This window comes from Sporolactobacillus shoreae (assembly GCF_004684935.1).
In the GTDB taxonomy this organism is placed as follows: domain Bacteria; phylum Bacillota; class Bacilli; order Bacillales; family Sporolactobacillaceae; genus Sporolactobacillus; species Sporolactobacillus shoreae.
Window position 1 is genome coordinate 112,705 of the sequence record NZ_SRJD01000004.1, and the last position, 23,616, is coordinate 136,320.

A 23,616-nucleotide genomic window follows, 5' to 3' on the forward strand; every position below is an offset into this window, starting at 1 on the left:
TGGAAGATGTCCGGTTTTTTAGGTGAACTGATTGGCACAATGATCTTGATTATTCTTGGTGACGGGGTATGCGCAGGCGTAAGCCTGAAAAAGTCATACGCCAGAAATTCCGGCTGGATTGTGATTACGATGGGCTGGGGGCTGGCGGTCGCAGTGGGGCGTACGCGGTCGGAAGAATCAGCGGCGCCCATCTGAACCCGGCACTGACATTGGCACTTGCGTCCGCAGGGGACTTTCCGTGGAAAGAGGTTCCGGTCTATATTTCCGGGCAGCTGATCGGAGGTTTTCTCGGCGCGTGCATTGTTTACCTGCATTATCTTCCGCACTGGAGGGAAACAGAAGACCCGGCAGTGAAGCTTGGTATTTTTTGCACGGGTCCGGCCATTCCCCATCGCTGGTCCAATTTGCTCAGCGAGATGATCGGGACGTTTGTTCTTGTTGTTGGGATATTAGCCATTGGAGCCAATAAATTTGCGCAAGGGATCAATCCTTTGATTGTCGGTTTCCTGATTGTTGTGATCGGTATGTCGCTTGGCGGAACGACAGGATACGCAATCAACCCTGCGCGTGATCTGGCGCCGCGGCTAGCACATGCTTTTCTACCAATCTCCGGGAAGGGCGGATCAAACTGGAGTTATGCCTGGATTCCGGTCATCGGCCCCATAATCGGCGGCATATTCGGCTCCCTTTTTTACAAAACGTTCTTCACCGGACAGATCACAACGGCTTTCTGGATCTTCGGAGCCCTGACCCTGATTGTGATTATTATGGCTTTGGCGGGCGAACGCCAGCGTGCCGCTCAGCGAGTTACCGCCGCGCAAGAGCAGGCTGCATCAGAATAAATTAACTTAAAAATGAGAGGGGAACCATGATGGGGAGATATATTTTAGCGTTGGATGAAGGAACGACTAGTGTCAGAGCGATGATTTTTGATGAAAAAGGGCGTATTGTCCAGACATCGCAAAAAGAATTTACTCAGTTCTTTCCGAACCCGGGATGGGTGGAACAGGATGCCAATGAAATCTGGGCTTCGATTCTGGCTGTCATTGCCGATGCATTGTCCACCAGTGAGATTGCGCCAAGCGATGTGGCTGGAATCGGCATCACAAATCAGCGTGAAACAACGGTCGTCTGGGATCGGCATACCGGTCACCCGATATACCACGCCATTGTCTGGCAGTCCCGCCAGACGGATGAGATATGCCGTGAATTGAAGGATAAAGGCTTTGAGGACTTGGTGCGCAGGAAGACCGGCTTATTAATTGATGCTTATTTTTCAGGTACAAAAGTAAAATGGATTCTGGATCATGTAGATGGCGCCCGTGAGAAAGCGGAAAGAGGCGATCTGCTGTTTGGCACGATCGATACATGGCTGATCTGGAAACTTTCCGGCGGTAAGGCACATGTCACGGATTATACGAATGCTTCACGGACATTGATGTATAACATTTATGATCTTAAATGGGACGACGAGCTCCTCGATATGCTGAATGTTCCAAGAGTGATGCTGCCTGAGGTGCACGCTTCTTCAGAAATCTATGCCAAAACGATCGGTTATCACTTTTTCGGGGAAGAAGTTCCGATCGCCGGAGTAGCCGGTGATCAGCAATCAGCGCTGTTCGGCCAGACCTGCTTTGAGGCGGGAATGGTGAAGAACACGTACGGAACAGGATGCTTCATGTTGATGAACACCGGAGAAAAAGCGGTCGCGTCCCAGAGCGGGCTTCTGACTACAATTGCCTGGGGACTGGACGGAAAAATCACTTACGCTCTGGAGGGAAGTATTTTTGTTGCGGGTTCCGCGATTCAATGGCTTCGCGACGGGCTGCGCATGATTAAGGCGTCACCGGAAAGTGAAAATTATGCTTCGAGGGTAGATTCAACAGAAGGTGTCTATCTTGTACCCGCTTTTGTCGGACTGGGAACCCCCTATTGGGATACAGATGCTCGTGGGGCAGTTTTCGGATTGACGCGGGGAACAACAAAAGAGCATTTTATCCGGGCAACGCTTGAGTCGCTTGCTTATCAAACGAAAGATGTCCTGAACGCAATGGAAAAGGATTCAGGCATTACGCTTGGCACACTGCGTGCAGACGGCGGAGCCTCGATGAATGATTTCCTGATGCAGTTTCAGAGCGACATTCTTGGCGTTCCTGTCGAACGGCCGACGAACAGCGAGACAACGGCGCTTGGTGCAGCCTATCTCGCCGGTCTTGCCGTCGGTGTCTGGAAAAGCAGGGAGGAAGTGGCTCAAATATGGGAGCTGGGGAAATCTTATCAAGTCGGGATGAGTGCTGAAAAAAGATCCCAACTCTATGCGGGATGGACGAAAGCTGTGGAGGCAACACGTGTATTTAAGCCGGTATCCCGGACATCAAGCCCAGTTCTGGATGCTGAATAACGAAGTACAGAAACAAGTTCATAACTGGTCGTGACTGAGGAGGGGACCGCCAATCAGATCCGGAATGTTTGCAGCTTTCAGCATACCGGTGTGTATTGGCTGTCCCTTTTTTAATGAAAGATTAAATATATCCAGGGGGAATGAACGATGTCATTTTCATCTTTGGAAAGAAGCCGTTATCTGGAAAAAATGGCCAGCCGACCGCTGGATCTTTTTATCATCGGAGGTGGTATTACTGGGGCGGGTATTGCTCTGGACGCGACCCTGCGCGGTCTTCGTGTCGGCCTGGCTGATATGCAGGATTTCGCGGGAGGTACATCGAGTCGCTCAACGAAGCTGGTGCATGGCGGGCTGCGCTATCTGAAACAATTTGAAATCAGGATCGTTGCGGAGGTAGGCAAGGAGCGGGCGATCGTCTATGAAAACGCGCCGCATGTGACCAGTCCGGAGAAAATGCTGCTGCCTATTTATAAAAACGGGACATTCGGCAGATTTTCGACCTCTATGGGACTGAAGCTCTACGATTACCTTGCCGGGGTCAAACACGGTGAGCGGCGCGTGATGCTCAGCCGCAAAGAAACACTTGAAAAAGAACCGCTCTTAAAAAAAGAAGGGCTGAAAGGCAGCGGGTACTACGTCGAATATCGTACGGATGACGCACGTTTGACGATTGAAACGATGAAAGAAGCTGCGAATCGGGGCACATTGGCCGTCAACTATGCAAAAGTTGAGAACCTGATCTATGATGACCATGGACACTTGACAGGTGTCCGGGTGACAGATCGACTGACCCAGAAATCATACAGTATTTTTGCTAAAAAAATTGTCAATGCAGCGGGACCGTGGGTGGATCATCTCAGAGAAATGGATCATTCAAAAAAAGGCAAATATCTGCATTTGACAAAAGGTGTGCATATCGTTATTGACGGCAAACGATTTCCTATGGAGCAATCGCTTTACTTCGATACCACGAATGGAGATAAGCGGATGATTTTTGTCATTCCCCGCGATGGAAAAGTTTACGCGGGAACAACCGATACGACATACACTAAATACACGATTGATCCCAAACCGACAGCAGAAGACCGGGACTATATTCTTGACGCGATCAACGGGATGTTCCCTAGCGTTCATCTGAAGCCGGAGGATGTCGAGTCCAGCTGGGCTGGTGTCCGTCCGCTGATTCAGGAAGAAGGAAAGTCTCCGTCCGAGATCTCGCGGAAGGATGAAATTTTTATTTCAGCCTCAGGCCTGATTTCCATTGCGGGCGGGAAACTGACCGGCTATCGTAAAATGGCGGAACGTGTGGTTAATGAAGTTACTGCTGAACTGGGTAGGGAATTGGGGAAGACTTTTCCGGCATGCCAAACTGTTCACGCCGAACTCTCGGGGGGGCACTTCGGAGGTTCCGCACACTATTTGGATTATGTAAGAAAAATGGTTTCTGAAGGGTTACAGATCGGATTATCGGAAAAAGAAGCAACAGAGTTGTCTCAAAAATACGGGACAAATACCAGCACGCTTTACGATCTGATCCGTGTGAGCAGCGCTGAAGCAGAAAAACATCATCTGCCGCCGTTCATTTTTGCAGCAATCGAATATGCCTTGAGTCAAGAAATGGTAGTTTCGCCAGTGGACTTCTTCACCAGAAGAACGGGAAAAACCTTGTTTGACATTCAATGGGCGGAACAATGGAAACAGTCGATTCTGGACTATATGGCATACCGCCTGTCTTGGAGTGGGGAACAGCTGGAACAATACACGAGTGAACTGGAAGCGTCTTTTGACGAAGCGGCAATTCGGCCGTCTAAAAACGATGTTACACCAGTGGAAAGTATCTGAAAGCATCTGAAACGAAAAGGTATCATTGATGATAACGCCCGGGGCCTCCGGGCGTTTTTTTATAAGGCTATGTTTAAATTCAATGTTGTTTTTGCCCCTCCGTTGATCGGAGCGGAAGGCGCGAGACTCCTGCGGGATCAGCGAGCCAAGTGAGACCCCACAGCGAGGGCACCGAGCGAGGAGGCTCACGGATCGCCCGCGGAAAGCAAGCGCCTGGAGCGAAAAACAACAGAAAAGTTTAACAAAGCCTTTTATAAGAAAATTTGCGAGGAGGACATCCGAGACTTCAACCTAATAAAGCGAAAGTTCAACCCAATAAGGGAAAAGTTCAACCCAATTTCAGGAGTTCAACCCAATCAAGAAAAAGTTCAACCTATTTTGGAGATATGCATGGCCGGCTGCGCACCATTATAATGGATTTTCCGAGTTAGGCGGTAACGAAAAAAGTACATTTTTAGCACCACGCGTGATTTGAAACCACACTGGGTTACATCCTCCTGCGTATAGTGCTAGTGGCATGACAAAAAGAAGAGGATGAGGAAGATGGCAATAATCCTGATACGAAAGGAACATGATTTGCTGGGACAAAAGGAGGTGCCAGCCGATGCGTATTATGGAATTCAGACACTCCGGGCAGCGGAAAATTTTCCAATCACGGGATACAGAATTCACCCGGAACTGATCCGGGCGACCGCGATGGTTAAAAAAGCGGCGGCTCTTGCCAATGTCGACGCGAAACAGCTTAATCCTGCGATTGGCCGTGCCGTCGCAGAAGCTGCGGATGAAATCCTGAATGGCCAATGGCACGATCAGTTTATCGTTGATCCGATTCAGGGCGGGGCCGGTACTTCGATAAATATGAACGCGAATGAAGTACTTGCAAACCGGGCTCTTGAACTGACAGGCAAGCAAAAAGGGGATTACGCATCAATCAGTCCGAACAATCATGTCAACAAATCTCAATCCACGAATGACGTCTTTCCAACGGCAACCCGACTTGCATCAATCAGGCTGCTGCAAAAGTTGATACAAACCATACGCAGCATGGTCCGTGTTTTTCAAGAAAAAGCAAAAACTTTTGATCCGATTGTCAAAATCGGTCGGACACACCTGCAGGACGCCGTCCCGATCCGGCTCGGGCAGGAGTTTGCGGCTTACGGCCATGTCCTTGAACGTGATATCAGGCGCATTGCACGGGCAGAGAAACAGCTTCATACAATCAGCATTGGAGCTACGGCGGTCGGTACAGGATTAAATGCGAGTCCGGAATATAGGAAATATATTTTAGAATATCTTTCCGGAATCAGCGGCCTTAAACTGGAAAGGGCGGAAGATCTTGTTGACGCGACACAAAATACAGACGCTTATACTGAAGTTTCCGCAGCACTTAAAATCTGTATGATCAATATGTCGAAAATAGCCAACGATCTTCGTTTGATGGCGTCCGGGCCGAGAGCAGGACTAGGCGAAATTAATCTTCCTGCGCTCCAGCCCGGTTCCTCAATTATGCCGGGAAAGGTAAATCCGGTCATGGCTGAAGTGGTCAATCAGGTCGCTTTTCAGGTGATAGGCAACGATCACACAATCTCGATGGCCTCCGAGGCGGGACAGTTTGAGCTGAATGTTATGGAGCCTGTTCTTGTTTTCAATCTGCTTCAATCCATTGATCTAATGATTCATACTTTCTCCGTATTTACCGGTCACTGTCTCGAAGGGATAACAGCCAATAACGGAACATTAAAAAGATACGCCGATCAAAGCACGGGGGTTGTGACCGCGCTCAGCCCCTATATTGGTTATGAAGAGGCCGGCCGCATCGCCAGGGAAGCTCTCGCTACAGGAAAAACAGTCCGCGAATTGTGCCTGGCGCATTGTCTTTTGTCAGAAGAAAAGCTGAATCATATTCTTGATCCTCATGAAATGACAGAAATTAGATCTGAATCAGATGACAAAGAAGCTTTGTGACTGCTGAGTAGTGGCAGAATAGGGAGAAATAAACCGGTGTGATGATGCCTGGGGTGCACCCGATGCGATCTCCAGATAACTGAATCATAGTTTTCTACACTCGCTCAGATGATGCGAGCTTTTTTATTTTTGGCTATGTTTAAATTCAATGTTGTTTTTGCTCTTCGTTGATTGGAGCGGAAGGCGAGCGCCTGGAGCGAAAAACAACAGACAAGTTTAACAAAGCCCTTATTTTTAAGGCATGGTTTGATATTTATACCCTGCGGGGGTATAATGAACTTACAAAGGAGGGAACAGGCGATGAATGAACAAGAGAACTGTCACTGCATGTCAGACGAACTGAGTCAGGATATGCAGCCTGAAAAATCTCCGGCGGAGCCGAGAACCTCAGAAGAAAAACAAAAAATTGTCAACCGGCTGAAGCGTGTGGAAGGCCAGATTCGGGGCCTTCAAAAGATGATCGAAGACGACCGCTATTGCGTTGATATTCTGATTCAGTTGTCGGCAGCTCAGGCCGCGTTGAAAAAAATCGGATTTTCTGTGCTGGAGCGCCATACAAAATCATGTGTTTCACGTGCTATTGAAGAAGGGCAGGGCTCGCAGCAGATTGATGAACTAGTGAGCGTATTGAAGCAGTTTTATAAATAGAGACCAAAGAAGGGGAGCATTAATGAAGAAAGAAATGACAATAGGTGTCACAGGAATGACCTGTGCTGCCTGCTCCAACAGAATCGAGAAGGTACTGAATAAAATGGATGGCGTATCGGCTAATGTCAATCTCGCTCTTGAAAACGCGAAGGTGACGTTGGAGAGCGATGAGGCCGCGCCGCAGGATGTCGTTGAAAGGATTGAAAAACTGGGCTACGGCGTACAGCAAAAGCGTCTGGATGTGGCTATTTCGGGGATGACTTGCGCCGCCTGCGCCACCAGAATCGAAAAAGGCCTGAACCGGATGACCGGAATTGTTTCGGCGCGGGTAAACCTGGCGACGGAATCCGGAACCGTAATTTACCTTCCGGGTATCGCGGAACCGGATGACATCTTTCAGAAGGTGGCAAAGCTAGGTTATAAGGCAGTCGCTGAAAATGCGTTTCAAGATGATGAGAAACAAAAAGAGCTCAGGGGTAAAAGAAATAAGCTGATCCTTTCATCGGTTTTGTCCCTGCCACTTCTCTATACAATGATTGCTCATCTGCCTTTTAATACTGGATTGCCCTTGCCGATGCTGCTAATGAATCCATGGTTCCAATTGGTCCTCGCATCGGTTGTCCAGTTTTACATTGGCTGGCCGTTCTATGTAGGCGGTACACGCGCGCTGTTGAATAAAAGCGCAAACATGGACGTTCTGGTCGCACTTGGGACGAGCGCTGCTTATTTTTACAGCGTCGTCGAAACATTTCGTTCTCAGTTTGCCGGTCTTGAACATCCGGATCTGTATTTTGAGACAAGCGCCATTCTAATTACGCTTGTTCTGGTCGGAAAATATTTTGAAGCGCGCGCGAAACGACAGACGACTACGGCAATCCGTGAACTAATGGATCTACAGGCCAAAGAGGCGACACGCATCGAAAACGGTGTAGAGAAGAAAGTGCCGATTGACGCGGTGAAACCGGGCGATTTATTGAGAGTGAAGCCTGGCGAGAAAATCCCGACAGACGGCGTGATCGTAGAAGGCCGGTCGTCAGTTGACGAGTCGATGATCACGGGTGAATCGCTCCCAGTGACGAAACAGGTGGAAGACAAAGTCATCGGTGCAACGATCAATAAGAATGGTTCACTGATTATCAGAGCAGCAAAAGTCGGAAAGGATACAGCGCTTGCGGGAATCGTCCGCATTGTTGAAGAAGCGCAGGGGTCTAAAGCGCCGATCCAGCGTCTGGCGGACAGCATTTCAGGTGTATTTGTCCCGATCGTCATTTCAATTGCGGTTCTGGTCTTCGTCGTCTGGATCTCAGGTGTTCATCCGGGACAGCTAACTCCGGCTCTGGTTGCCGCGATCAGTGTTCTGGTCATTGCCTGTCCGTGCGCGCTTGGGCTCGCGACGCCGACTTCGATTATGGTCGGCACTGGAAAGGGCGCGGAGAACGGGATCCTTTTTAAGGGTGGAGAGTATCTCGAAACGACTCAGAATCTGCAGTCGGTCATGCTGGACAAAACGGGAACGATCACGAATGGAAAGCCTGAAGTCACCGACGTTCTCATGTTCGGAGAAATGAGCGAACAGAAGATGATCGAACTGGCTTCCGCTGCGGAAAACGAGAGTGAGCACCCGCTCGCGCTGGCAGTTGTGGCTTACGGAGAGACGCAGGGAATTGAAAAGCAGCTTCCCGTCAGCGATTTCGAATCTCATACCGGGTCAGGAATCACGGCTCAGGTAGCCGGTATGCGATTTGCTATCGGGACAAGGCGTTTAATGCAGCGGGAAGTCGTGGATATCCGCCAGGCATCAAATGAAGCGAGAAATCTTGAATCGGATGGCAAGACGGTTATGTTTGCCGCAGCGGATGGGAAATTTCAGGGAATCATTGCTGTCGCGGATACGATCAAACCATCATCGAGACAGGCTATCGAAGAACTGAAAGCTAGGGGCCTCGGCGTCTACATGATTACCGGTGATAATGAGCGGACTGCAGAAGCCATTGCCCGAAAGGCCGGCATTGATCATGTATTTGCTGAGGTACTTCCTGAGGACAAGGCCAATAAAGTCCGGGAACTCCAGAAACAGGGGCTGAAAGTCGCCATGGTCGGAGACGGGATCAATGACGCTCCGGCACTGGCTGTAGCCGATATCGGGATGGCCATAGGCACTGGAACGGATGTGGCGATTGAAGCGGCCGATATCACGCTTGTCGGCGGAGATCTCACCCATGTCTCGAAGGCGCTTGACCTGAGCAGGAAAACCATGCGCAATATACGGCAGAACCTGTTCTGGGCACTTTTTTACAATGCGGTTGGTATCCCGATTGCAGCCCTTGGGCTGCTCGCACCATGGGTTGCCGGCGCGGCCATGGCTTTCAGTTCTGTATCCGTTGTCGCAAATAGCCTGAGGCTGAAACGAGTGAAATTTTGATTCTTCACTTTTGAAGGAGGTGAGAGTTATGGCAGAAAGAACGTTGGACGTTCAGGGAATGAGCTGCGGCCACTGCAAGATGGCGGTTTCCGGAGCACTGAAGGGCCTGAATGGTGTGTCGGATGTCGCTGTTGATCTTTCCACCGGCAAAGTTGATGTCAGCTACGATGAATCCAAAGTAGGCTTTGCAGAGATGAAAGAAGCGGTTGAGGAACAGGGCTACGATGTTGTGAAATAAAGACTAGTTAAATAAGAGGAACAAGCGAGACCGGGCATGTACAGCACATGTCCGGTTTCTCTTTTTTTCTGCCGATAGCATGAGATAATCATAGATTGGCAGCAGATCAGCTCTTTTTGTAGAATAATTATAAGGTAAAAACTATAATAGATTTTAGTAAGCGCTTAATAGATACAATTCAGCCCAGATGAACGGAGGAGAGATCATGTCTTCAGTAAAAGTAAAGAAAAAAAAGGGACTTCTGAAAAAACAGCTTGAGGCGGTTGTGGGTGCAGAAAATGTGGATGATTCAGCAAGCGGACGGCTTGTTTATTCCTATGACGCCACGCCCAATTATCAAGCGATGCCGGATTTTGTGGTGTCCCCGGCAAATGCCGAGGAAGTCGCGGCGGTTCTGAAGCTCTGCAATGAAACGGGTACACCTGTCTACTCCAGAGGCTCGGGAACCAATCTCTGCGCCGACACCTGCCCGGTGAATGGCGGCATCGTCCTGCTTTCAAAACGTATGGATCAAATCATTGAGCTGGATAAAGAAAATCTGACGATTACCGTGCAGCCGGGGGTCATTACCAAAAAAATCAGTGAAACAGTAGAAAATGAAGGCTTGTTCTATCCTCCTGATCCCAGTTCGATGAAAATATCGACAATCGGCGGTAATCTCAGCGAGAATTCCGGTGGACTCCGCGGATTAAAGTATGGTGTGACACGGGACTATGTCATGGCTCTGCAGATTGCACTTCCGAATGGGGAACTGATCCGTACGGGCGGCAAACTGACAAAAGATGTGGCAGGTTATGATCTGACCCGCCTTTTTGTCGGATCCGAAGGGACACTGGGCGTCATTACAGAAGCCACGCTTAAGCTGATTCCGAAACCTGAATCTCAGAAAACGATCCTGGCTTTATATCAGGATATTGAAGCGGCCGGACGCTCTGTCTCCGCAATCATCGCCCATAAAATGATACCGGTCACTCTGGAATTTCTCGATCAGGACACGATTAGGGCTGTAGAAGATTTTGCACATATCGGCCTTCCGACAGATGTCAAAGCGATTCTTCTAATAGTTCAGGACGGACCGAAGGAGATCGTTGACCGCGATATCCATCAAATTGCCGAGATTTGCCGCAGTGAGAATGCCGTGGACGTTCAGCTGGCCGCTTCCGAGGAGGAGGCGGAAAAACTGGCGACGGCGCGCAGGTCCGCGTTAAGCGCGCTTGCCAGACTGAAACCGACAACCATCCTGGAGGACGCCACAGTTCCCCGCTCCGAAATTGCGACAATGGTACGTGCAATCTCAGAGATTGCTGAAAAATATGATGTCAGAATCTCTACGTTCGGGCATGCGGGGGACGGCAATCTTCATCCGACCTGCCTGACAGATGCCCGTGATGAAGATGAGATGCAACGTGTGGAAAAAGCGTTTGCCGAAATTTTTGAAAAAGCCATCGAGCTTGGAGGGACCCTTACCGGTGAACATGGCGTAGGGATGACAAAAGCCCCTTATCTGGAGTGGAAGCTTGGTGCTGCAGGCATCGAGGTCATGCGTGGTATCAAGCAGGCAATAGACCCTAATGGCATTATGAATCAGGGGAAAGTATTTGCTGAAGAAACCAGGGAAAGGGTGGCGGAAGCAAAATGATGACGACATCGGATAAGAAGAAAATCCAGCAGGACTTTAAAGAGAAAATGGATTATGACGAGTTGCTGAACTGTATGCGCTGCGGATTCTGCCTGCCCTCCTGTCCGACTTATATCGAGACGGGACATCAGGAGAAATATTCGCCGCGCGGACGGATCGCGTTGATGAAAGGAATCACTGATGGAGTGATTGAACCTGATGATGATATTGCCCATTCCCTCGATCTTTGTCTCGGCTGCCGGGCGTGTGAGCCGGTCTGTCCTTCCGGTGTGCAATACGGTCATTTGCTGGAGGACGCCCGGAGCATCCTTCAGAAGCACAAAAAAGAATCAGTTCCAGTCAAGATACTGAGAAAAGGCATTTTTACTGAACTGTTTCCACATCAGAATCGTCTGGAAACAGCGACCAGCCTGCTCGGTTTTTATCAGCGCAGCGGACTTCCAAAAGTGGCACGGAAAATCGGGTTTATGAATCTTTTTCCTGAAAGTATGGCGACCATGGAAAAAGTTCTGCCCGAAGTGCCAAAACGGAAAGAAATTCGGCAGCGGCCCCGTTTCTTCGAACACGAAGGTGAGAAGAAAGCAACTGTTGCCCTGTTTGCCGGATGCCTGATGGACACGATGTTCTTTTCCACAAATAACGCGACCATCCGTCTGCTCCAGAAAGCCGGCTGTGATGTCGTCATTCCTGAGAATCAGCTGTGCTGTGGCGCACTTCACGGACACAATGGAGAGCTCGAACAGGCGAAAGAAATGGCAAGAAAAAATATAGAGGCTTTCGAAGCGTCGGACGCGGATTATATCATCACAAATGCCGGCGGATGCGGCGCTTTTCTGATTGAGTATGATCATATACTTGCAGATGAACCGGAATGGGCGGAGCGGGCAAAACTTTTTGTTTCGAAATTGAAAGATATCTCGGCTATTCTTGTCGCCTTTGATTTTCAGAAGACCCACCATCTGAAGCTTCCTGCGCAGACGGTGACGTATCAGGATTCATGTCATCTGCGCAATGTGATGCACACATTCCGCGAGCCAAGGGTTTTGCTTCAGTCCATTGAGGGTGTAAAGTACGAGGAGATGGAAGGCGCCGATACGTGCTGCGGCTCAGCGGGTGATTATAATATTGTCCAGCCAAAGATGGCGATGCAGATTCTTGATCACAAAATGGGGAAAGTGGAGAAGACGCAGGCGAATACCATTGTCACAGCAAATCCGGGCTGCCTGCTTGAAATGAAGGCCGGAATCGAACGGGTTGGCAAGACTGGTCAGGTCCGCGCGGTACACATTGCCGATTTGCTGCTTGAAGCATTGGAGTGAACAAGGCTATAAAATCAAATTAATCGTTGTGAATGACGTCAGCCGGAATGGGTGCTTCTCTCATTTCGGCTTTTTGTATCAAGAAATACAGTCGATTGGACATGCAATCATTCATACCCGACGATGATCAAGCCGTGTCCCTGAGATTTCCAAGAAGGATGACCGCTGATCCCCCGACATCGATCCATGAACCGGTCGTAATGAAACGGTTGACATCATTGAACAACTTTTTCTGCTGAAACTGTTCTTGTCTGCCCAGTGATTGCATGAAGTGACCCAAAGCAATCAGCATCACTTCTAACGATGAATCAAGCTTCTTCCTGATTTGCCCGTTTGTGAGAAGAACTATTCCGCTGACGACCTCTCTCAGATTAGCGGAGAGGGCCTGCCTAATTAAAACCGGACTGTCCTCCGCATTCTGAAGGAGTTGTAATGCAAAGATGCCATAATTCAGGAAATTCAAGTCGACAACAAACTGAAAAGAGGGGTCGGCACTGATCGTTTCAGTCAGCAAAGCACCGCCTCCAAATTGAATCAGGCCGCTGGAAAGGAGCAGCTGACCGCGGGTTCCGTCTTTCAAACGAATCGTCGGTGTCTTGCTGATCGCGCCCATCACTTTTCCGGTCGCAATCGACAACAATGCGATATTCCTGGCGAATTCCGTACTTTCCACATCATCCCCACCCATATCCGAAACTCATGCTTTATTTTATTCGGTAAGAAAAGGGGTTGACAGGACGGTCGCTGATGAATGACATCATCGGATTAAAAATGTGCACGGAAAGGTGATTCAAAAATGGAAGCGGGAAATAAGACCCTTTTTACTTTTCACGGGTTTTCAGTCATTCCTTTGGAAACACCGAGCGCAATTTTCGGACAAGGGTGAGAAAAAAACCGGGATTTCTCCGTATGATACGCGTCAGACGCCCGGCGGTATTCCACGCCTGGTCATGCATTTCCTGAGTGATAATACCTGCATCGAGGGCTTCATTCAGTTCGTCTTCATCCACGAGAAACAGATCATGATTCGGAAAGAGAATCAGGTCAAGGTAAAGATCGTCGAACCAGAGTATCCCTCCGCTATCCCGTCCCTGCCTGTCGATGACATCGAAATAACATTGGACCAGTTGTTTCCGGTCATTGAACATAGCGGTCAGTACAAATCCTGAGAAATCGACGGGAAAAAGCTGAAGCCATGAATAATGCAAATCAACAGTTTTGGTACGTGTACCGCCATAAACGACGGACATCGGCGCTTTGATATCATTAAACTGCAGCAAAACTGCCGATCCATGAAAGGATGGCCACATGAATGATTTTTCGGTCATCCGGCTGGACACAATCCTTCGCCAGCCCCGCCGGTCAGCGTATTTTCTTTTCATCTTATCCAGTTTCAAAGGATCACCTTCTCTGTCTCCTCATCTATTGTATCTTAATTTGAGCAAATTTTGGATTCAGGTATACTTTTTTTCCGATTGCCTGTTTGTTTGGCATGAGAGAGCCAGATGACAGGAAACAGCACAATCATTGCAAAAAAATACAAGGCGTCTCTTTCTGATTACGCGCAAAAGAGACGTCCTGTTATTTAAAGATTGTTCCAAAAACCGGGAGAAAAGGGGAAAAGCGACTTCTGCTCTTTACGTGCTCAGAATTTCTGTGCCCGAATTCTCTTGCTTTAAATTTTTACAGTTCATATCCGGTCATTTTTCTGAAGAAACACTCTTGAAACTGCGGAGATTGTGCGCGTTCCTTAGTCGATGACAGGCAGCATCCTCATCTCTTTTTTCATTTCCGAATGGCAAAGCGGACATTTTGGATGGCTGTCAAATGAAAACGCGTCTCTCATCCATCCCGAACAGGACTCATTGGTACAAGTCCAGACGGCTGTTTCTTCTTCAGGAACCGGTTCTTGCGGGCCTCGATTAAATCCCATGGATCAAAATCCCCTTTCCTGTTAATTTTTTTATTATAGCCTTTTTTTGAGAATAAATAAACGAAGACGCTTTCATTGACCAGCACTATCTCACATTTGAAATGCCTGTTTCAACGAGCATCACTTTGACTTTTGCATGGAAATGGGCGCGGGGATAACGTTCTGGCCATGATCTTTCATCAAAATGGCGCGTGTAGCTACGTGCTATGTCGCCAATGCCAATCGGATCAACATCCATTTTCTGAAAGCCGACCACCATTTTTTCCAAAGCTCTTTTTATTTCACTTTGAATGCCGGTCTGGATTTCTGAATAATAGTCTTGGGTCGCAAGCAAGGGATTTCCCTGTCGGACATAACCTTTGAGCGTTACCGTGGCATAGATGTTTGGTTCCGCACTATTTCCGTTTTTCACATCGTAGTGTCTGCTTGAATTTACATTTTCGAGCACGACGTGCTGATTGGGTTTAAATGTATAGTCGTAAAAACCGTAATTGAAGTTTTCGATCAACGTTTTTAAAAGGAAAGCTTCCTGCTGGCCATTCAAACGTCCGACATATTGATCACGCTTTAAAAGCGCAATCCCGGTCAGTACAATATGGTCTTGTTCCTTTTTGATGATGGGCATGAATGGATCTGTATTGTATCCGTAATAATTATAAAGCACCGTGCTCAGATTGCTTCTTGGGTAATTCTGTTGCTGATTCTGGAAAATAAGATCGTAGATATAACGCGAAACAGGGATGGCAGTCTGATAGGTGCTCTGAAGCAGATCTTTTGAATTGCCGTCGACCATGACAAGAAACAAGTCCCGTCCGACATCTGGATCCTGGTTTCGAAAATGGATTAATTTTTTTAACCCGTGCCTTAGGAGAGCTTCATTAAATAGCTGGACACGCAACTTGCCTGCCCTTATTGCTTTTTGACCTTCTGGTGTCAGTTTTTCCACTAATGACCTCCCATCATAAGTAATGGCCGATGCGGAGGTCATCATTGAAGCAGTAGCCGGCCCTCCCCCGCCTCCGGATCCGCTGACGCCGCCCTGCGCGTAATTGGGCGTCGTAATCGTACCAATTACCTGATCATTTCCGATATAGTCGTAACCCTCCGCTTCGACCATCAGAATGTCGTCGATAATATTGTCCTGCATGCAGCCGCCAAGAAACAACAGCGGTACTGCGGCGATGTTCAGCAATTTTCTCATTGCGATTTTCCTTCCTTTATTTTTAGGAGCCACTGCCAGATCAGCAGAAAGGGGATGTAGACAAAGACGAGATAAAAACCAATGTGAGAAATGAGCGCGTTGATCCATTCAATTTGCGGACGGCTTTGCATAATGGCGCAAACCGCCGTGAGAATCAGGAGGAAAGCGACAAGTGCGTATTTCTGCTTGATCACTGGTGCAATCTGCTTCACGCCTCGGGAAACAATCCAGGCACCGAGGGAAACATTTGGAATCAGAACGGTCAGCCAATAAATGATTCCAATATATTCAAAGCGGTCGACGAGAGGAAAATGGATGCTTTTCCAAAAAGTGAGCACTGGCCAGACGAGGGTTCGTAGTTCGCCAATATTAAAATAAACAAGTCCCTGAATGGTCAGTAAAAGATAGGTATAAGTGGTGTTCAGTAAGCCAAAATAGCACCACTTGACGGCTAGTTTCGGGCGTTTGATGAATGGATAGTAAAAAAGGATGGACTCGAAGCCGAGGAAGCAGGAACTTGCTTTGATCAACGAATTGGAAAGATCCGCCATCGAATGATCGGCCATTGGCAGCAGATTGGAAAAATGAGCATCCGAAAAAATGAACGTATTGATGAAATAAAGCGGGAGCAGATAAATAAAATTCAAAAAAAAGGCACCTGTGATCGTTCGAAAACCCCCGATGACAACGGTCCAGATCAGAAGACTGAAAATAGCGGCGAAGCCAAGCGGCGATAACCGAGGGAAGAGCCATACGTTAAGAATTTCGATATAGGCTCTCAAATATAAAATGGCGCCAAGTGCCTCATAAAGTATGATGGCTAAATTAAGAAGATTGCCGATCCATGAACCAAAAAAACGTTTGTGAATCGAAAATAAATCGGGCTGCCCGTAGTTTTGCTCATTATTGAGCAAACGCAGGATACACCACATCACAAGGAGTGTGCCCAGCCCCATCAGCAGAACCGAAATCCAGGCATCCTGTTCGGCATCCTCTGTAACAACACTTTGAAATTTCAGTATGTTCACGACAATCTGAGAGCCCGTGACAATAAAAAAGGCGTTGACCGGAGAAACTTGATGCGTCTCATTGATCCTGTTTTGCTGCAAAATGTGACACCTCCTGACCGTTAACCGGATTTATTGTGATTCCATCACGATATTTTTTATTCGTCAATATCCGGTTCTCTTTTTCCGGCTTTCTGTTTCACGCGTTCTTTGTTATAGCGGAGCGTATCATTAGGACGAAGAAACATCGGCCGTTCCGACTGCATCGTAAAAGGAAAACGGATAAAGGAATCCCTCAGATCGCTGATACGAAGCGGATAGATCGGTTCAATAAAGGGGCGCCCGAGCGATGTCAGTTTCAAAAGGTGGCTGACAAAAAATGCAAAGCACAGAGCGACGCCAAGCAGCCCCAAAAACTGAGCGGCGACAATTATCGGAAACCGGAGCAGGCGAATGGCCGATGCCATGCGATAGTTCGGCGTGGTAAACGCCGCAAGTGCCGACATGGCAACCAAAATAAGGAGCACGTTGCTTGTAAATCCAGCTTGTACTGAGGCGGTTCCAATAACAATACCGCCTACGATACCGATGGTCTGTCCGACTTTTGTCGGCAGACGCGCGCCGGCTTCGCGAAGAAGTTCAATCATCAACTCAAGAACGATCGCTTCGGCCATCGGCGAAAAGGTAACCACGCTTCTCGATGTGATCAGAGACCCGAGCAAATCAATCGGGATGAGCTGGTAATGATAGGTCAAGATGGCGACATAGATGGCTGATGAGAAAACTGAGAAAGCGACGGCAAATAATCGCAGCAGCCGGTAAGCGGTCGCAAAGTACCATGAAGTATAATAATCGTCAGAGGCAAGAAAATATTCGACGACATTCGTCGGAAGGATCAGAGAGTTAGGTGATCCGTCAATCAATAGTGCAATTTTGCCTTCAAAAAGCGCCGCGGCTGTACGGTCCGGGCGCTCCGTATCAATAAATTGAGGGAAAGGCGATCCGTTATTGTCTGAAATATTGAGCGACAGTGTTGATGCATCGAAAAGATGATCCACTTCAAGGTCTTGAAGACGCTGTCTGACGGTATTCACATTTTCCTCATTGGCAATACCTTTGATGTAGGTCAGGCAGACTCGGGTGTTGGACACTTTCCCAACCCGGCTTTGTTCCACGGTAAATTGCGGAATCGGAATACGTTTGCGAAGCAGGCTGATATTTGTATCCAGCGATTCAACAAAGGCTTCTTTTGGACCGATAATACTGGTTTCAATCTCCGGCTGTTGAACCTGCCGTCCTTCCCTTAATACGGTCGGCACAATCAGGGATTTTGGACTGCTCTCTTTTTCCTGAATGATCAGGCAACCTTCCATCAGTTTCGATTGAATCAGCTTCAGATCATTTGTGCGTTCGATTTTTTCAATCGGGATCTGCTCCTGAATATCGGACAGACTGCGGATGTTTCCTTTATATAAAAATGGGAGAATATCACGATGAATGGATTCAACATTGACCAATGAACTGAAGAAAGAAATCCAGCATTGAAAGGTATCACTAAGATGCTGATAGTGCGAAAAATCCGGACTTTTTTTCAATTGAAGCAATAAGTCTTCGATCGTTTTTGGCGACGCTCCCTGGTCCTCTTTCATCGCTTCATCATTTTTTTTCTTCCAGAACATTGGCTCCCCTCATTTCGAACTCTTTTTTCCGGATGAAGAAGGTACGGGTCCCTTTTCCGGCTTTCTTTCCTCAATGAATAGAACAATAAAAGGGACAATAATGCTCCATAAAATCATGCCGTACATTAGAAGAGTTGAAAATTGATCCACCCGAAATAGTACAGTGATAAAGAAAAGAAAGAGCAACGGAAAATAACTGAGGAACAGTATGATACTGAGCACTTCTGACACCTCACATAAAACATGTTCCAACAATAGATCAGGATGATTGAGATTAGTCTTTCCAGAAACTCAGGGATCATTCTCTTAATGAAAGAGCATCAACGGACAAAGGTTCCTTCCTGCAATCGAAAACCTTATAATCGCAGAAGAAGAGGTTGGCCGTATTGTCTGCTCGCAATGCTTTATCCGATGGCATATCCACAGACTTTTCACAAATGAATCCAGTCGGTAAAGTGGCGTGAGACCCGAAAAATGCCTTATTTCCGGCATATATGAAACATTCAAACCACAAGTCTGTGGACGGAAGGGTTTGTTTTACAAAGTTTTCATTATTGTAAAGCTGTGTTAAAGTATGTACTGGAGGATTTATAAGAGGAAAAAAAGCACGATTAGGACAGAATTTGCTTGAAAGGAACACGTTATGAAATCTGCATGGAAAGTGATTAAAGAACAGCTCAGCAGCCTTTATCTGATCAGGCGGTTATCCCTCTATGAATTAAAAAGCGATAATAACAACAATTATCTGGGCATGGCCTGGGTCATTATCAATCCGATGATTCAGATTGTCATTTATTGGCTCGTATTTGGATTCATCCTGGACCGAAAGGGTGTTGTGGATAACGGTCATCACATTCCTTACATTGCATGGCTGATGGCTGGCATCATTGTCTGGTTTTTTCTTCAGCCTTCGGTCGTGCAAGGGTCCAGTTCGATCTATCAAAGGATTCGATTCATTGCAAAAATGAACTTTCCGATGAGTGCGATTCCCAGCTACGTTATTTTTGAAAAATTTTATCAGCATCTGATTCTGACTGGAATCATTCTGGGAATCTTACAGTTCCTGCATTACAGGGTAAGCCTTTATATTCTTCAGCTGCCCTATTTCATGTTTGCGTCTCTAGCCTTTCTTCTTTCAGTGTCACTGATTACGTCGACATTTTCGACGATTGTCCGGGATTTTCATCAGATTCTGATCTCACTGATGCGGATGATGTTTTATCTCACGCCTATTTTGTGGCCGCCGTCTCTTCTGGAACATAAGTCCGCCATTCTGGCGAAAATCATGCTGCTGAACCCGATGTACTATCTCATTGAAGGCTACAGATCATCAATGCTCGGCTTTTCATGGTATGGTATTGTTCACTACAAATACACACTATACTTCTGGGCTTTTGTCCTCGTAACTTTTGTTATCGGATCGGTCATTCATCTGAAATTCAGAGACCATTTCGTAGACTATTTGTAAGGTGGATTGTTTTATGGAAAAATCAGTCGTTGTCAGCCATGTAACGAAAAAATATAAAATGTTTAACAGCAACTCAGACAAAATTCTTGATCTGATTCTGCCCAAAGGCTATGGCAAGTCCTTCTATGCGCTGCAGGATGTCAGCTTTGACGCCAATAAGGGAGATGTTGTCGGAATTATTGGCGTCAACGGATCCGGCAAATCAACGCTTTCCAATATTATTGCGGGCATTGTTCCGCCGACAACCGGACAAGTTACAGTCAACGGAGAGGCTTCGCTGATCGCCATCCAGTCAGGCCTGAAGGGAGAGTTGACCGGAAGGGAAAACATCGAGCTTAAGTGCCTGATGCTTGGTTTCAGTAAAAAGGAGATTAAAGATCTGGCTCCGCAGATTATCGAGTTTGCCGATATCGGAGATTTTATCGATCAGCCGGTCAAATCATATTCCAGCGGGATGCGCTCGCGTCTGGGATTTGCCATTTCGATTCATATTGATCCGGATGTTCTAATCATTGATGAGGCTCTGTCCGTTGGTGACCAGACATTTGCCGACAAATGCCTGGAGAAAATGAACGAATTCAAAAAACTGGGGAAAACAATCTTTTTTATCAGCCATTCCATACCTCAGATGAAGAAGTTTTGTGAGAAAGCGCTCTGGATCCAGTATGGACAGGTTGAAGGGTATGGCAGCATGAAGGAAATCATGCCTCAGTACGAAGCGTTTATCGCTAATTATAAAAAAATGTCTAATGAGGAAAAAGCAGCGTTTCAGGAAAAGATGCGCGCGAGACGCACAGCGGAAGTCTGAACTATAGATTTGAATGGACATGGTTAATTGAGCAGTCTGTAAAGGCTGCTTTTTTATTTGTTTGGCTTTGTTAAAGTTTTCTGTTGTTTTTCGCTCCAGACGCTCGCTTTCCGCGGGCGATCCGTGAGCCTCCTCGCTCGTTGCCCTCACTGCGGGGTCTCACTTAGCTCGTTGATCCCGCAGGAGTCTCGCGCCTTCCGCTCCAATCAACGGGATTTAAACATAGCCATTTGTTTAGAAAATTAAAATCGGCCAGTGGATTACTATCCGAGCAATTCGTAGGACTCTTAAAGGCCTCAAGCCAGCCATGGCAAGCGGCGCAGCGGAAGATCCTGCAAAGGTGAACCGGGGATTTCTGAGTTCCGATATATTTTCTTGTTTTGATTTTACTTTATGTGAAAGTGTCATTTTTTTTAAATTCATGAATCCATTTCCGCGTTTATACTGTATAGTATGATTAACAACTATTTCTGGATAGCATGAAAATAATTTGGCGATACTATTTAAAATGATTCGCTTTTGAAAATAAACAAATTGAAGGGAGGAAGGGACGTTTGGTCGCATACAAATGTAAGCGATTACTTATTCGTCCCGCACCCATGGTTAATCGGATTAACCTGTTACGAGCCGCAGTAGAGAAGCGAAGGAAACACCTGATTCAATTATTGGAGGAAAACCAGGTAATCAAAGATACATCAAAACTGCGTCAATGGACACTCTCTGAACTCGAGCATGAGTGGAAATGTTATCGTGAGTGTAAGGAAAAAAATATCGGTTAGAGGCCTTTGCCGAGAGCGGGGAAGTGGTAAAATAGACAGGGCTGATGGATTGGCCTGAAAAATTCGTCCCGCAGGATAGTCGGGAGGCTATTGAGTTGAGTGATATTGAAACATTTCAGGACTATTATGGCAATCAGGTAAGGCTTTCCTTACAGGACACGCCCTTTTCTGATCGTCCGAAACACGTCTGGGTGGTCTGCCATTTTCATAGGCAGTGGCTGCTTACCAGACATTCGAGACGCGGTTTTGAATTTCCCGGGGGAAAAGTGGAACAGGGCGAAACAGCTGAGGATGCCGCGAAGAGGGAAGTTTTCGAGGAAACGGGCGGGCGTGTTGCCAGCCTGTTCCTGCTCGGTCAGTATGAAGTGAGTGGCAGAAATGAGCAGATTGTCAAAAATATTTATTACGCGGAAATTGACCGGATGGATCTGAAGGAGGATTATCTGGAAACAAAGGGTCCCGTCTTCATCAACAGGATTCCGGAGAAGATACAGACAGACAAAAGATTCAGCTTCCTCATGAAGGATCGCGTCCTTGCCAGCGCGATGGATGCGATCCGAATACGCAGGCTTGACACTTCCGGACTGGAAAATACCGCAAAATGAAGCACCGCCGCCCAATTGAGGGCAGCGGTGCCATTCTTTTTCTATGTTATTTACTGAGCGCGAGGGCCTGCTGATCGGATGGCGTCGGAAGCTTCCGGGAAGTTCCTGAAATTCACGTGAAATTTCTGAGCAAGTTGACGGGCGGTGCGGTCATACTCAGAAGGATCATTCCAGGTTTTCCATGGCATCAGGACTTCATTTGGCACATCCGGACATGTCTTTGGAATGTGGAGCCCGAAAATAGGATCGGTCACAGTTTCCACGTCTGTGAATTCGCCTTTCAGCGCTGCCTGAATCATTCTCCGGGTGTAACGGAGTTCCATACGCTTTCCGACGCCATAAGGTCCGCCGGTCCAACCGGTATTGACTAGATAAGCGCTTACATTATGAGCCCTGATTTGTTTGCCCAGTAGTTCGGCATATACCGAAGCCGGCAGAGGCATAAACGGCGCGCCGAAGCAGGTTGAAAAAGTGGCTTCAGGATCTGTGACGCCGCGTTCCGTTCCGGCAAGTTTGCTTGTGTACCCTGAAAGAAACTGATACATTGCCTGCTCCGGAGTCAGTAGGCTAATCGGTGGGAGAACTCCGAACGCGTCGGCGGTAAGAAAAATGATAGCAGTCGGATGACCGCCGACACTTGGAATTAAAGCGTTTGATACACTCCTTAGTGAGTAAGCGGCCCTTGTATTCTCTGTTATTGCACTATAGTCATAATCCGGCTTGCGGTCTGGAAAAACGATGACATTTTCTAGAACGGTTCCGAATTGGATACTGTTGTAAATTTGCGGCTCTTTTTTTCGCGAGAGATGAATGGTTTTCGCGTAGCAGCCACCTTCAATATTAAACACCCCGTCTTCAGACCATCCGTGTTCATCATCGCCGATCAAGTCGCGGTCAGGAACATTGGACAAAGTGGTCTTACCGGTTCCGGAAAGCCCGAAGAAAAGAGCGACATCTCCATTTTTCCCCTGGTTGGCCGAGCAGTGCATAGACATAATTCCTTCCTGCGGTAAAAGATAATTCATCACAGAGAACACGGATTTTTTGATTTCACCGCCGTATTCAGTACCGCCCACCAATATCGTCCGGTGTGTAATGGAAACAATAATGAACGCTTCGGAACGAGTGCCGTCGGTCGCAGGATCAGCCTTGAAACCCGGCGCTGAAAGAACGGTAAAATCCGCACAATGATTTTTCAATTCTTCTGCTGTCGGAGAAATAAACAACTGGCGGCAGAAGAGATTCTGCCAGGCATACTCATTGATGACCTGAATGGACAGGCGATGCTTCGGATCAGCACCGGCAAAGCCCTTAAAAACATAACGGGCCTTTTGATCTGACAGGTAATGGAAAACTTTTTGGTAAAGAGCTTTGAATACTGTTTCGCTGACCTCCTGGTTGCGTGTCCAGTCAATCTTGTCCGCTGTGTTTTGATCCTTTACAAAAAATTTGTCCTGTGGTGATCGTCCGGTGTACTTTCCGGTCGTTACGGCTAAAGATCCCCTGTCGGTTAATACACCCTCATGATCTGAAAGCGCTTTCTCAATGAGCACTGCTGAAGGTGGATTTACAAACGTATTCCTGGTTGCTAACAGTTCAGAGATGGGCAAATTTGAAACGGTTGCATTCATACCTAACATCCCTTCCTATATGGAATTCCAT

The 23,616-nt window shown here is 47.4% G+C and carries 18 protein-coding genes and 1 pseudogene; 12 read left to right on the forward strand and 7 right to left on the reverse strand.

The window, feature by feature from the left end; translation table 11 throughout:
- Positions 1–6 precede the first annotated feature (6 nt).
- The 9 genes and pseudogenes from E4665_RS05265 to E4665_RS05305 all read left to right on the forward strand — a co-directional run bounded on the left by E4665_RS05265 (position 7) and on the right by E4665_RS05305 (position 12,474).
- A pseudogene (locus E4665_RS05265) lies at positions 7–842 on the forward strand (MIP/aquaporin family protein).
- A gap of 29 nt (positions 843–871) precedes the next feature.
- Positions 872–2,401: a glycerol kinase GlpK gene (glpK, locus tag E4665_RS05270; protein ID WP_135347749.1), complete on the forward strand. Its 1,530-nt coding sequence runs from the start codon at positions 872–874 to the stop codon at positions 2,399–2,401.
- A 147-nt stretch (positions 2,402–2,548) separates the two neighbouring features.
- The gene (locus E4665_RS05275; RefSeq protein WP_135347750.1) at positions 2,549–4,243 is read left to right on the forward strand and encodes a glycerol-3-phosphate dehydrogenase/oxidase; all 1,695 of its coding nucleotides are present in this window, start codon (positions 2,549–2,551) and stop codon (positions 4,241–4,243) included.
- A 543-nt stretch (positions 4,244–4,786) separates the two neighbouring features.
- Positions 4,787–6,208 carry an aspartate ammonia-lyase gene (gene aspA, locus E4665_RS05280; RefSeq protein ID WP_135347751.1) on the forward strand — a complete coding sequence of 474 codons (1,422 nt, stop codon included), beginning with the start codon at positions 4,787–4,789 and terminating at the stop codon, positions 6,206–6,208.
- Between the two features lie 327 nt (positions 6,209–6,535).
- The gene (locus E4665_RS05285) at positions 6,536–6,856 is read left to right on the forward strand and encodes a metal-sensing transcriptional repressor (RefSeq protein ID WP_422067241.1); all 321 of its coding nucleotides are present in this window, start codon (positions 6,536–6,538) and stop codon (positions 6,854–6,856) included.
- A 22-nt stretch (positions 6,857–6,878) separates the two neighbouring features.
- Positions 6,879–9,278, forward strand: a complete 2,400-nt coding sequence (locus E4665_RS05290; protein ID WP_135347753.1) for a heavy metal translocating P-type ATPase — start codon at positions 6,879–6,881, stop codon at positions 9,276–9,278.
- 28 nt (positions 9,279–9,306) lie between these two features.
- Positions 9,307–9,516: a copper chaperone CopZ gene (copZ, locus tag E4665_RS05295; RefSeq protein WP_135347754.1), complete on the forward strand. Its 210-nt coding sequence runs from the start codon at positions 9,307–9,309 to the stop codon at positions 9,514–9,516.
- A 205-nt stretch (positions 9,517–9,721) separates the two neighbouring features.
- Positions 9,722–11,155 (forward strand): glycolate oxidase subunit GlcD, encoded by a 1,434-nt coding sequence (gene glcD / locus E4665_RS05300; protein WP_135347755.1) that lies wholly within the window; start codon positions 9,722–9,724, stop codon positions 11,153–11,155.
- On the forward strand, positions 11,155–12,474 hold the full coding sequence (locus E4665_RS05305; RefSeq protein WP_167815123.1) for a (Fe-S)-binding protein: 1,320 nt from the start codon (positions 11,155–11,157) through the stop codon (positions 12,472–12,474). The genes glcD and E4665_RS05305 overlap by 1 nt, the downstream gene beginning before the upstream one ends.
- Positions 12,475–12,601: 127 nt before the next feature.
- Here E4665_RS05305 and E4665_RS05310 read toward each other — a convergent pair whose 3' ends face one another.
- The 6 genes from E4665_RS05310 to E4665_RS05335 form a co-directional block, all read right to left on the reverse strand.
- The gene (locus E4665_RS05310) at positions 12,602–13,147 is read right to left on the reverse strand and encodes a DUF6944 family repetitive protein (RefSeq protein WP_135347757.1); all 546 of its coding nucleotides are present in this window, start codon (positions 13,145–13,147) and stop codon (positions 12,602–12,604) included.
- A gap of 169 nt (positions 13,148–13,316) precedes the next feature.
- Positions 13,317–13,871 carry a ribonuclease FAU-1 family protein gene (locus tag E4665_RS05315; protein WP_135347758.1) on the reverse strand — a complete coding sequence of 185 codons (555 nt, stop codon included), beginning with the start codon at positions 13,869–13,871 and terminating at the stop codon, positions 13,317–13,319.
- 353 nt (positions 13,872–14,224) lie between these two features.
- The gene (locus E4665_RS05320; protein ID WP_135347759.1) at positions 14,225–14,407 is read right to left on the reverse strand and encodes a cold-shock protein; all 183 of its coding nucleotides are present in this window, start codon (positions 14,405–14,407) and stop codon (positions 14,225–14,227) included.
- 85 nt (positions 14,408–14,492) lie between these two features.
- Positions 14,493–15,608: a Ger(x)C family spore germination protein gene (locus E4665_RS05325; RefSeq protein WP_167815118.1), complete on the reverse strand. Its 1,116-nt coding sequence runs from the start codon at positions 15,606–15,608 to the stop codon at positions 14,493–14,495.
- Entirely contained in the window at positions 15,605–16,717 is a 1,113-nt protein-coding gene (locus E4665_RS05330) for a GerAB/ArcD/ProY family transporter (RefSeq protein ID WP_167815119.1), read from the reverse strand. Before E4665_RS05330 ends, E4665_RS05325 begins: the two co-directional genes overlap by 4 nt.
- Positions 16,718–16,773: 56 nt before the next feature.
- Positions 16,774–18,294, reverse strand: a complete 1,521-nt coding sequence (locus tag E4665_RS05335) for a spore germination protein (RefSeq protein ID WP_135347762.1) — start codon at positions 18,292–18,294, stop codon at positions 16,774–16,776.
- A gap of 643 nt (positions 18,295–18,937) precedes the next feature.
- Between E4665_RS05335 and E4665_RS05345 the strand changes: the two genes are divergently transcribed.
- The 3 genes from E4665_RS05345 to ytkD all read left to right on the forward strand — a co-directional run bounded on the left by E4665_RS05345 (position 18,938) and on the right by ytkD (position 21,954).
- Entirely contained in the window at positions 18,938–19,762 is an 825-nt protein-coding gene (locus tag E4665_RS05345) for an ABC transporter permease (RefSeq protein WP_135347764.1), read from the forward strand.
- A gap of 13 nt (positions 19,763–19,775) precedes the next feature.
- Entirely contained in the window at positions 19,776–20,570 is a 795-nt protein-coding gene (gene tagH / locus E4665_RS05350) for a teichoic acids export ABC transporter ATP-binding subunit TagH (protein ID WP_135347765.1), read from the forward strand.
- Positions 20,571–21,453: 883 nt separating this feature from the next.
- Positions 21,454–21,954, forward strand: coding sequence for an RNA deprotection pyrophosphohydrolase (gene ytkD, locus E4665_RS05360; RefSeq protein ID WP_135347850.1), 501 nt, complete (start codon positions 21,454–21,456; stop codon positions 21,952–21,954).
- A gap of 50 nt (positions 21,955–22,004) precedes the next feature.
- On the opposite strand, the gene pckA is transcribed toward ytkD, so the two are convergent.
- The gene (gene pckA, locus E4665_RS05365; RefSeq protein WP_135347767.1) at positions 22,005–23,585 is read right to left on the reverse strand and encodes a phosphoenolpyruvate carboxykinase (ATP); all 1,581 of its coding nucleotides are present in this window, start codon (positions 23,583–23,585) and stop codon (positions 22,005–22,007) included.
- Positions 23,586–23,616: the final 31 nt, after the last annotated feature.

What these genes read in the sequence shown, in the direction of transcription:
- glpK (WP_135347749.1), top strand. Translation starts at nt 872, where the DNA reads ATGGGGAGATATATTTTAGCGTTGGATGAAGGAACGACTAGTGTCAGA.
- copZ (WP_135347754.1), top strand. Translation starts at nt 9,307, where the DNA reads ATGGCAGAAAGAACGTTGGACGTTCAGGGAATGAGCTGCGGCCACTGC.
- E4665_RS05325 (WP_167815118.1), bottom strand. Translation starts at nt 15,608, where the DNA reads ATGAGAAAATTGCTGAACATCGCCGCAGTACCGCTGTTGTTTCTTGGC.
- E4665_RS05305 (WP_167815123.1), top strand. Translation starts at nt 11,155, where the DNA reads ATGACGACATCGGATAAGAAGAAAATCCAGCAGGACTTTAAAGAGAAA.
- E4665_RS05345 (WP_135347764.1), top strand. Translation starts at nt 18,938, where the DNA reads ATGAAATCTGCATGGAAAGTGATTAAAGAACAGCTCAGCAGCCTTTAT.
- E4665_RS05335 (WP_135347762.1), bottom strand. Translation starts at nt 18,294, where the DNA reads ATGTTCTGGAAGAAAAAAAATGATGAAGCGATGAAAGAGGACCAGGGA.
- E4665_RS05275 (WP_135347750.1), top strand. Translation starts at nt 2,549, where the DNA reads ATGTCATTTTCATCTTTGGAAAGAAGCCGTTATCTGGAAAAAATGGCC.
- tagH (WP_135347765.1), top strand. Translation starts at nt 19,776, where the DNA reads ATGGAAAAATCAGTCGTTGTCAGCCATGTAACGAAAAAATATAAAATG.
- E4665_RS05320 (WP_135347759.1), bottom strand. Translation starts at nt 14,407, where the DNA reads ATGGGATTTAATCGAGGCCCGCAAGAACCGGTTCCTGAAGAAGAAACA.
- glcD (WP_135347755.1), top strand. Translation starts at nt 9,722, where the DNA reads ATGTCTTCAGTAAAAGTAAAGAAAAAAAAGGGACTTCTGAAAAAACAG.
- aspA (WP_135347751.1), top strand. Translation starts at nt 4,787, where the DNA reads ATGGCAATAATCCTGATACGAAAGGAACATGATTTGCTGGGACAAAAG.
- E4665_RS05290 (WP_135347753.1), top strand. Translation starts at nt 6,879, where the DNA reads ATGAAGAAAGAAATGACAATAGGTGTCACAGGAATGACCTGTGCTGCC.
- E4665_RS05285 (WP_422067241.1), top strand. Translation starts at nt 6,536, where the DNA reads ATGTCAGACGAACTGAGTCAGGATATGCAGCCTGAAAAATCTCCGGCG.
- pckA (WP_135347767.1), bottom strand. Translation starts at nt 23,585, where the DNA reads ATGAATGCAACCGTTTCAAATTTGCCCATCTCTGAACTGTTAGCAACC.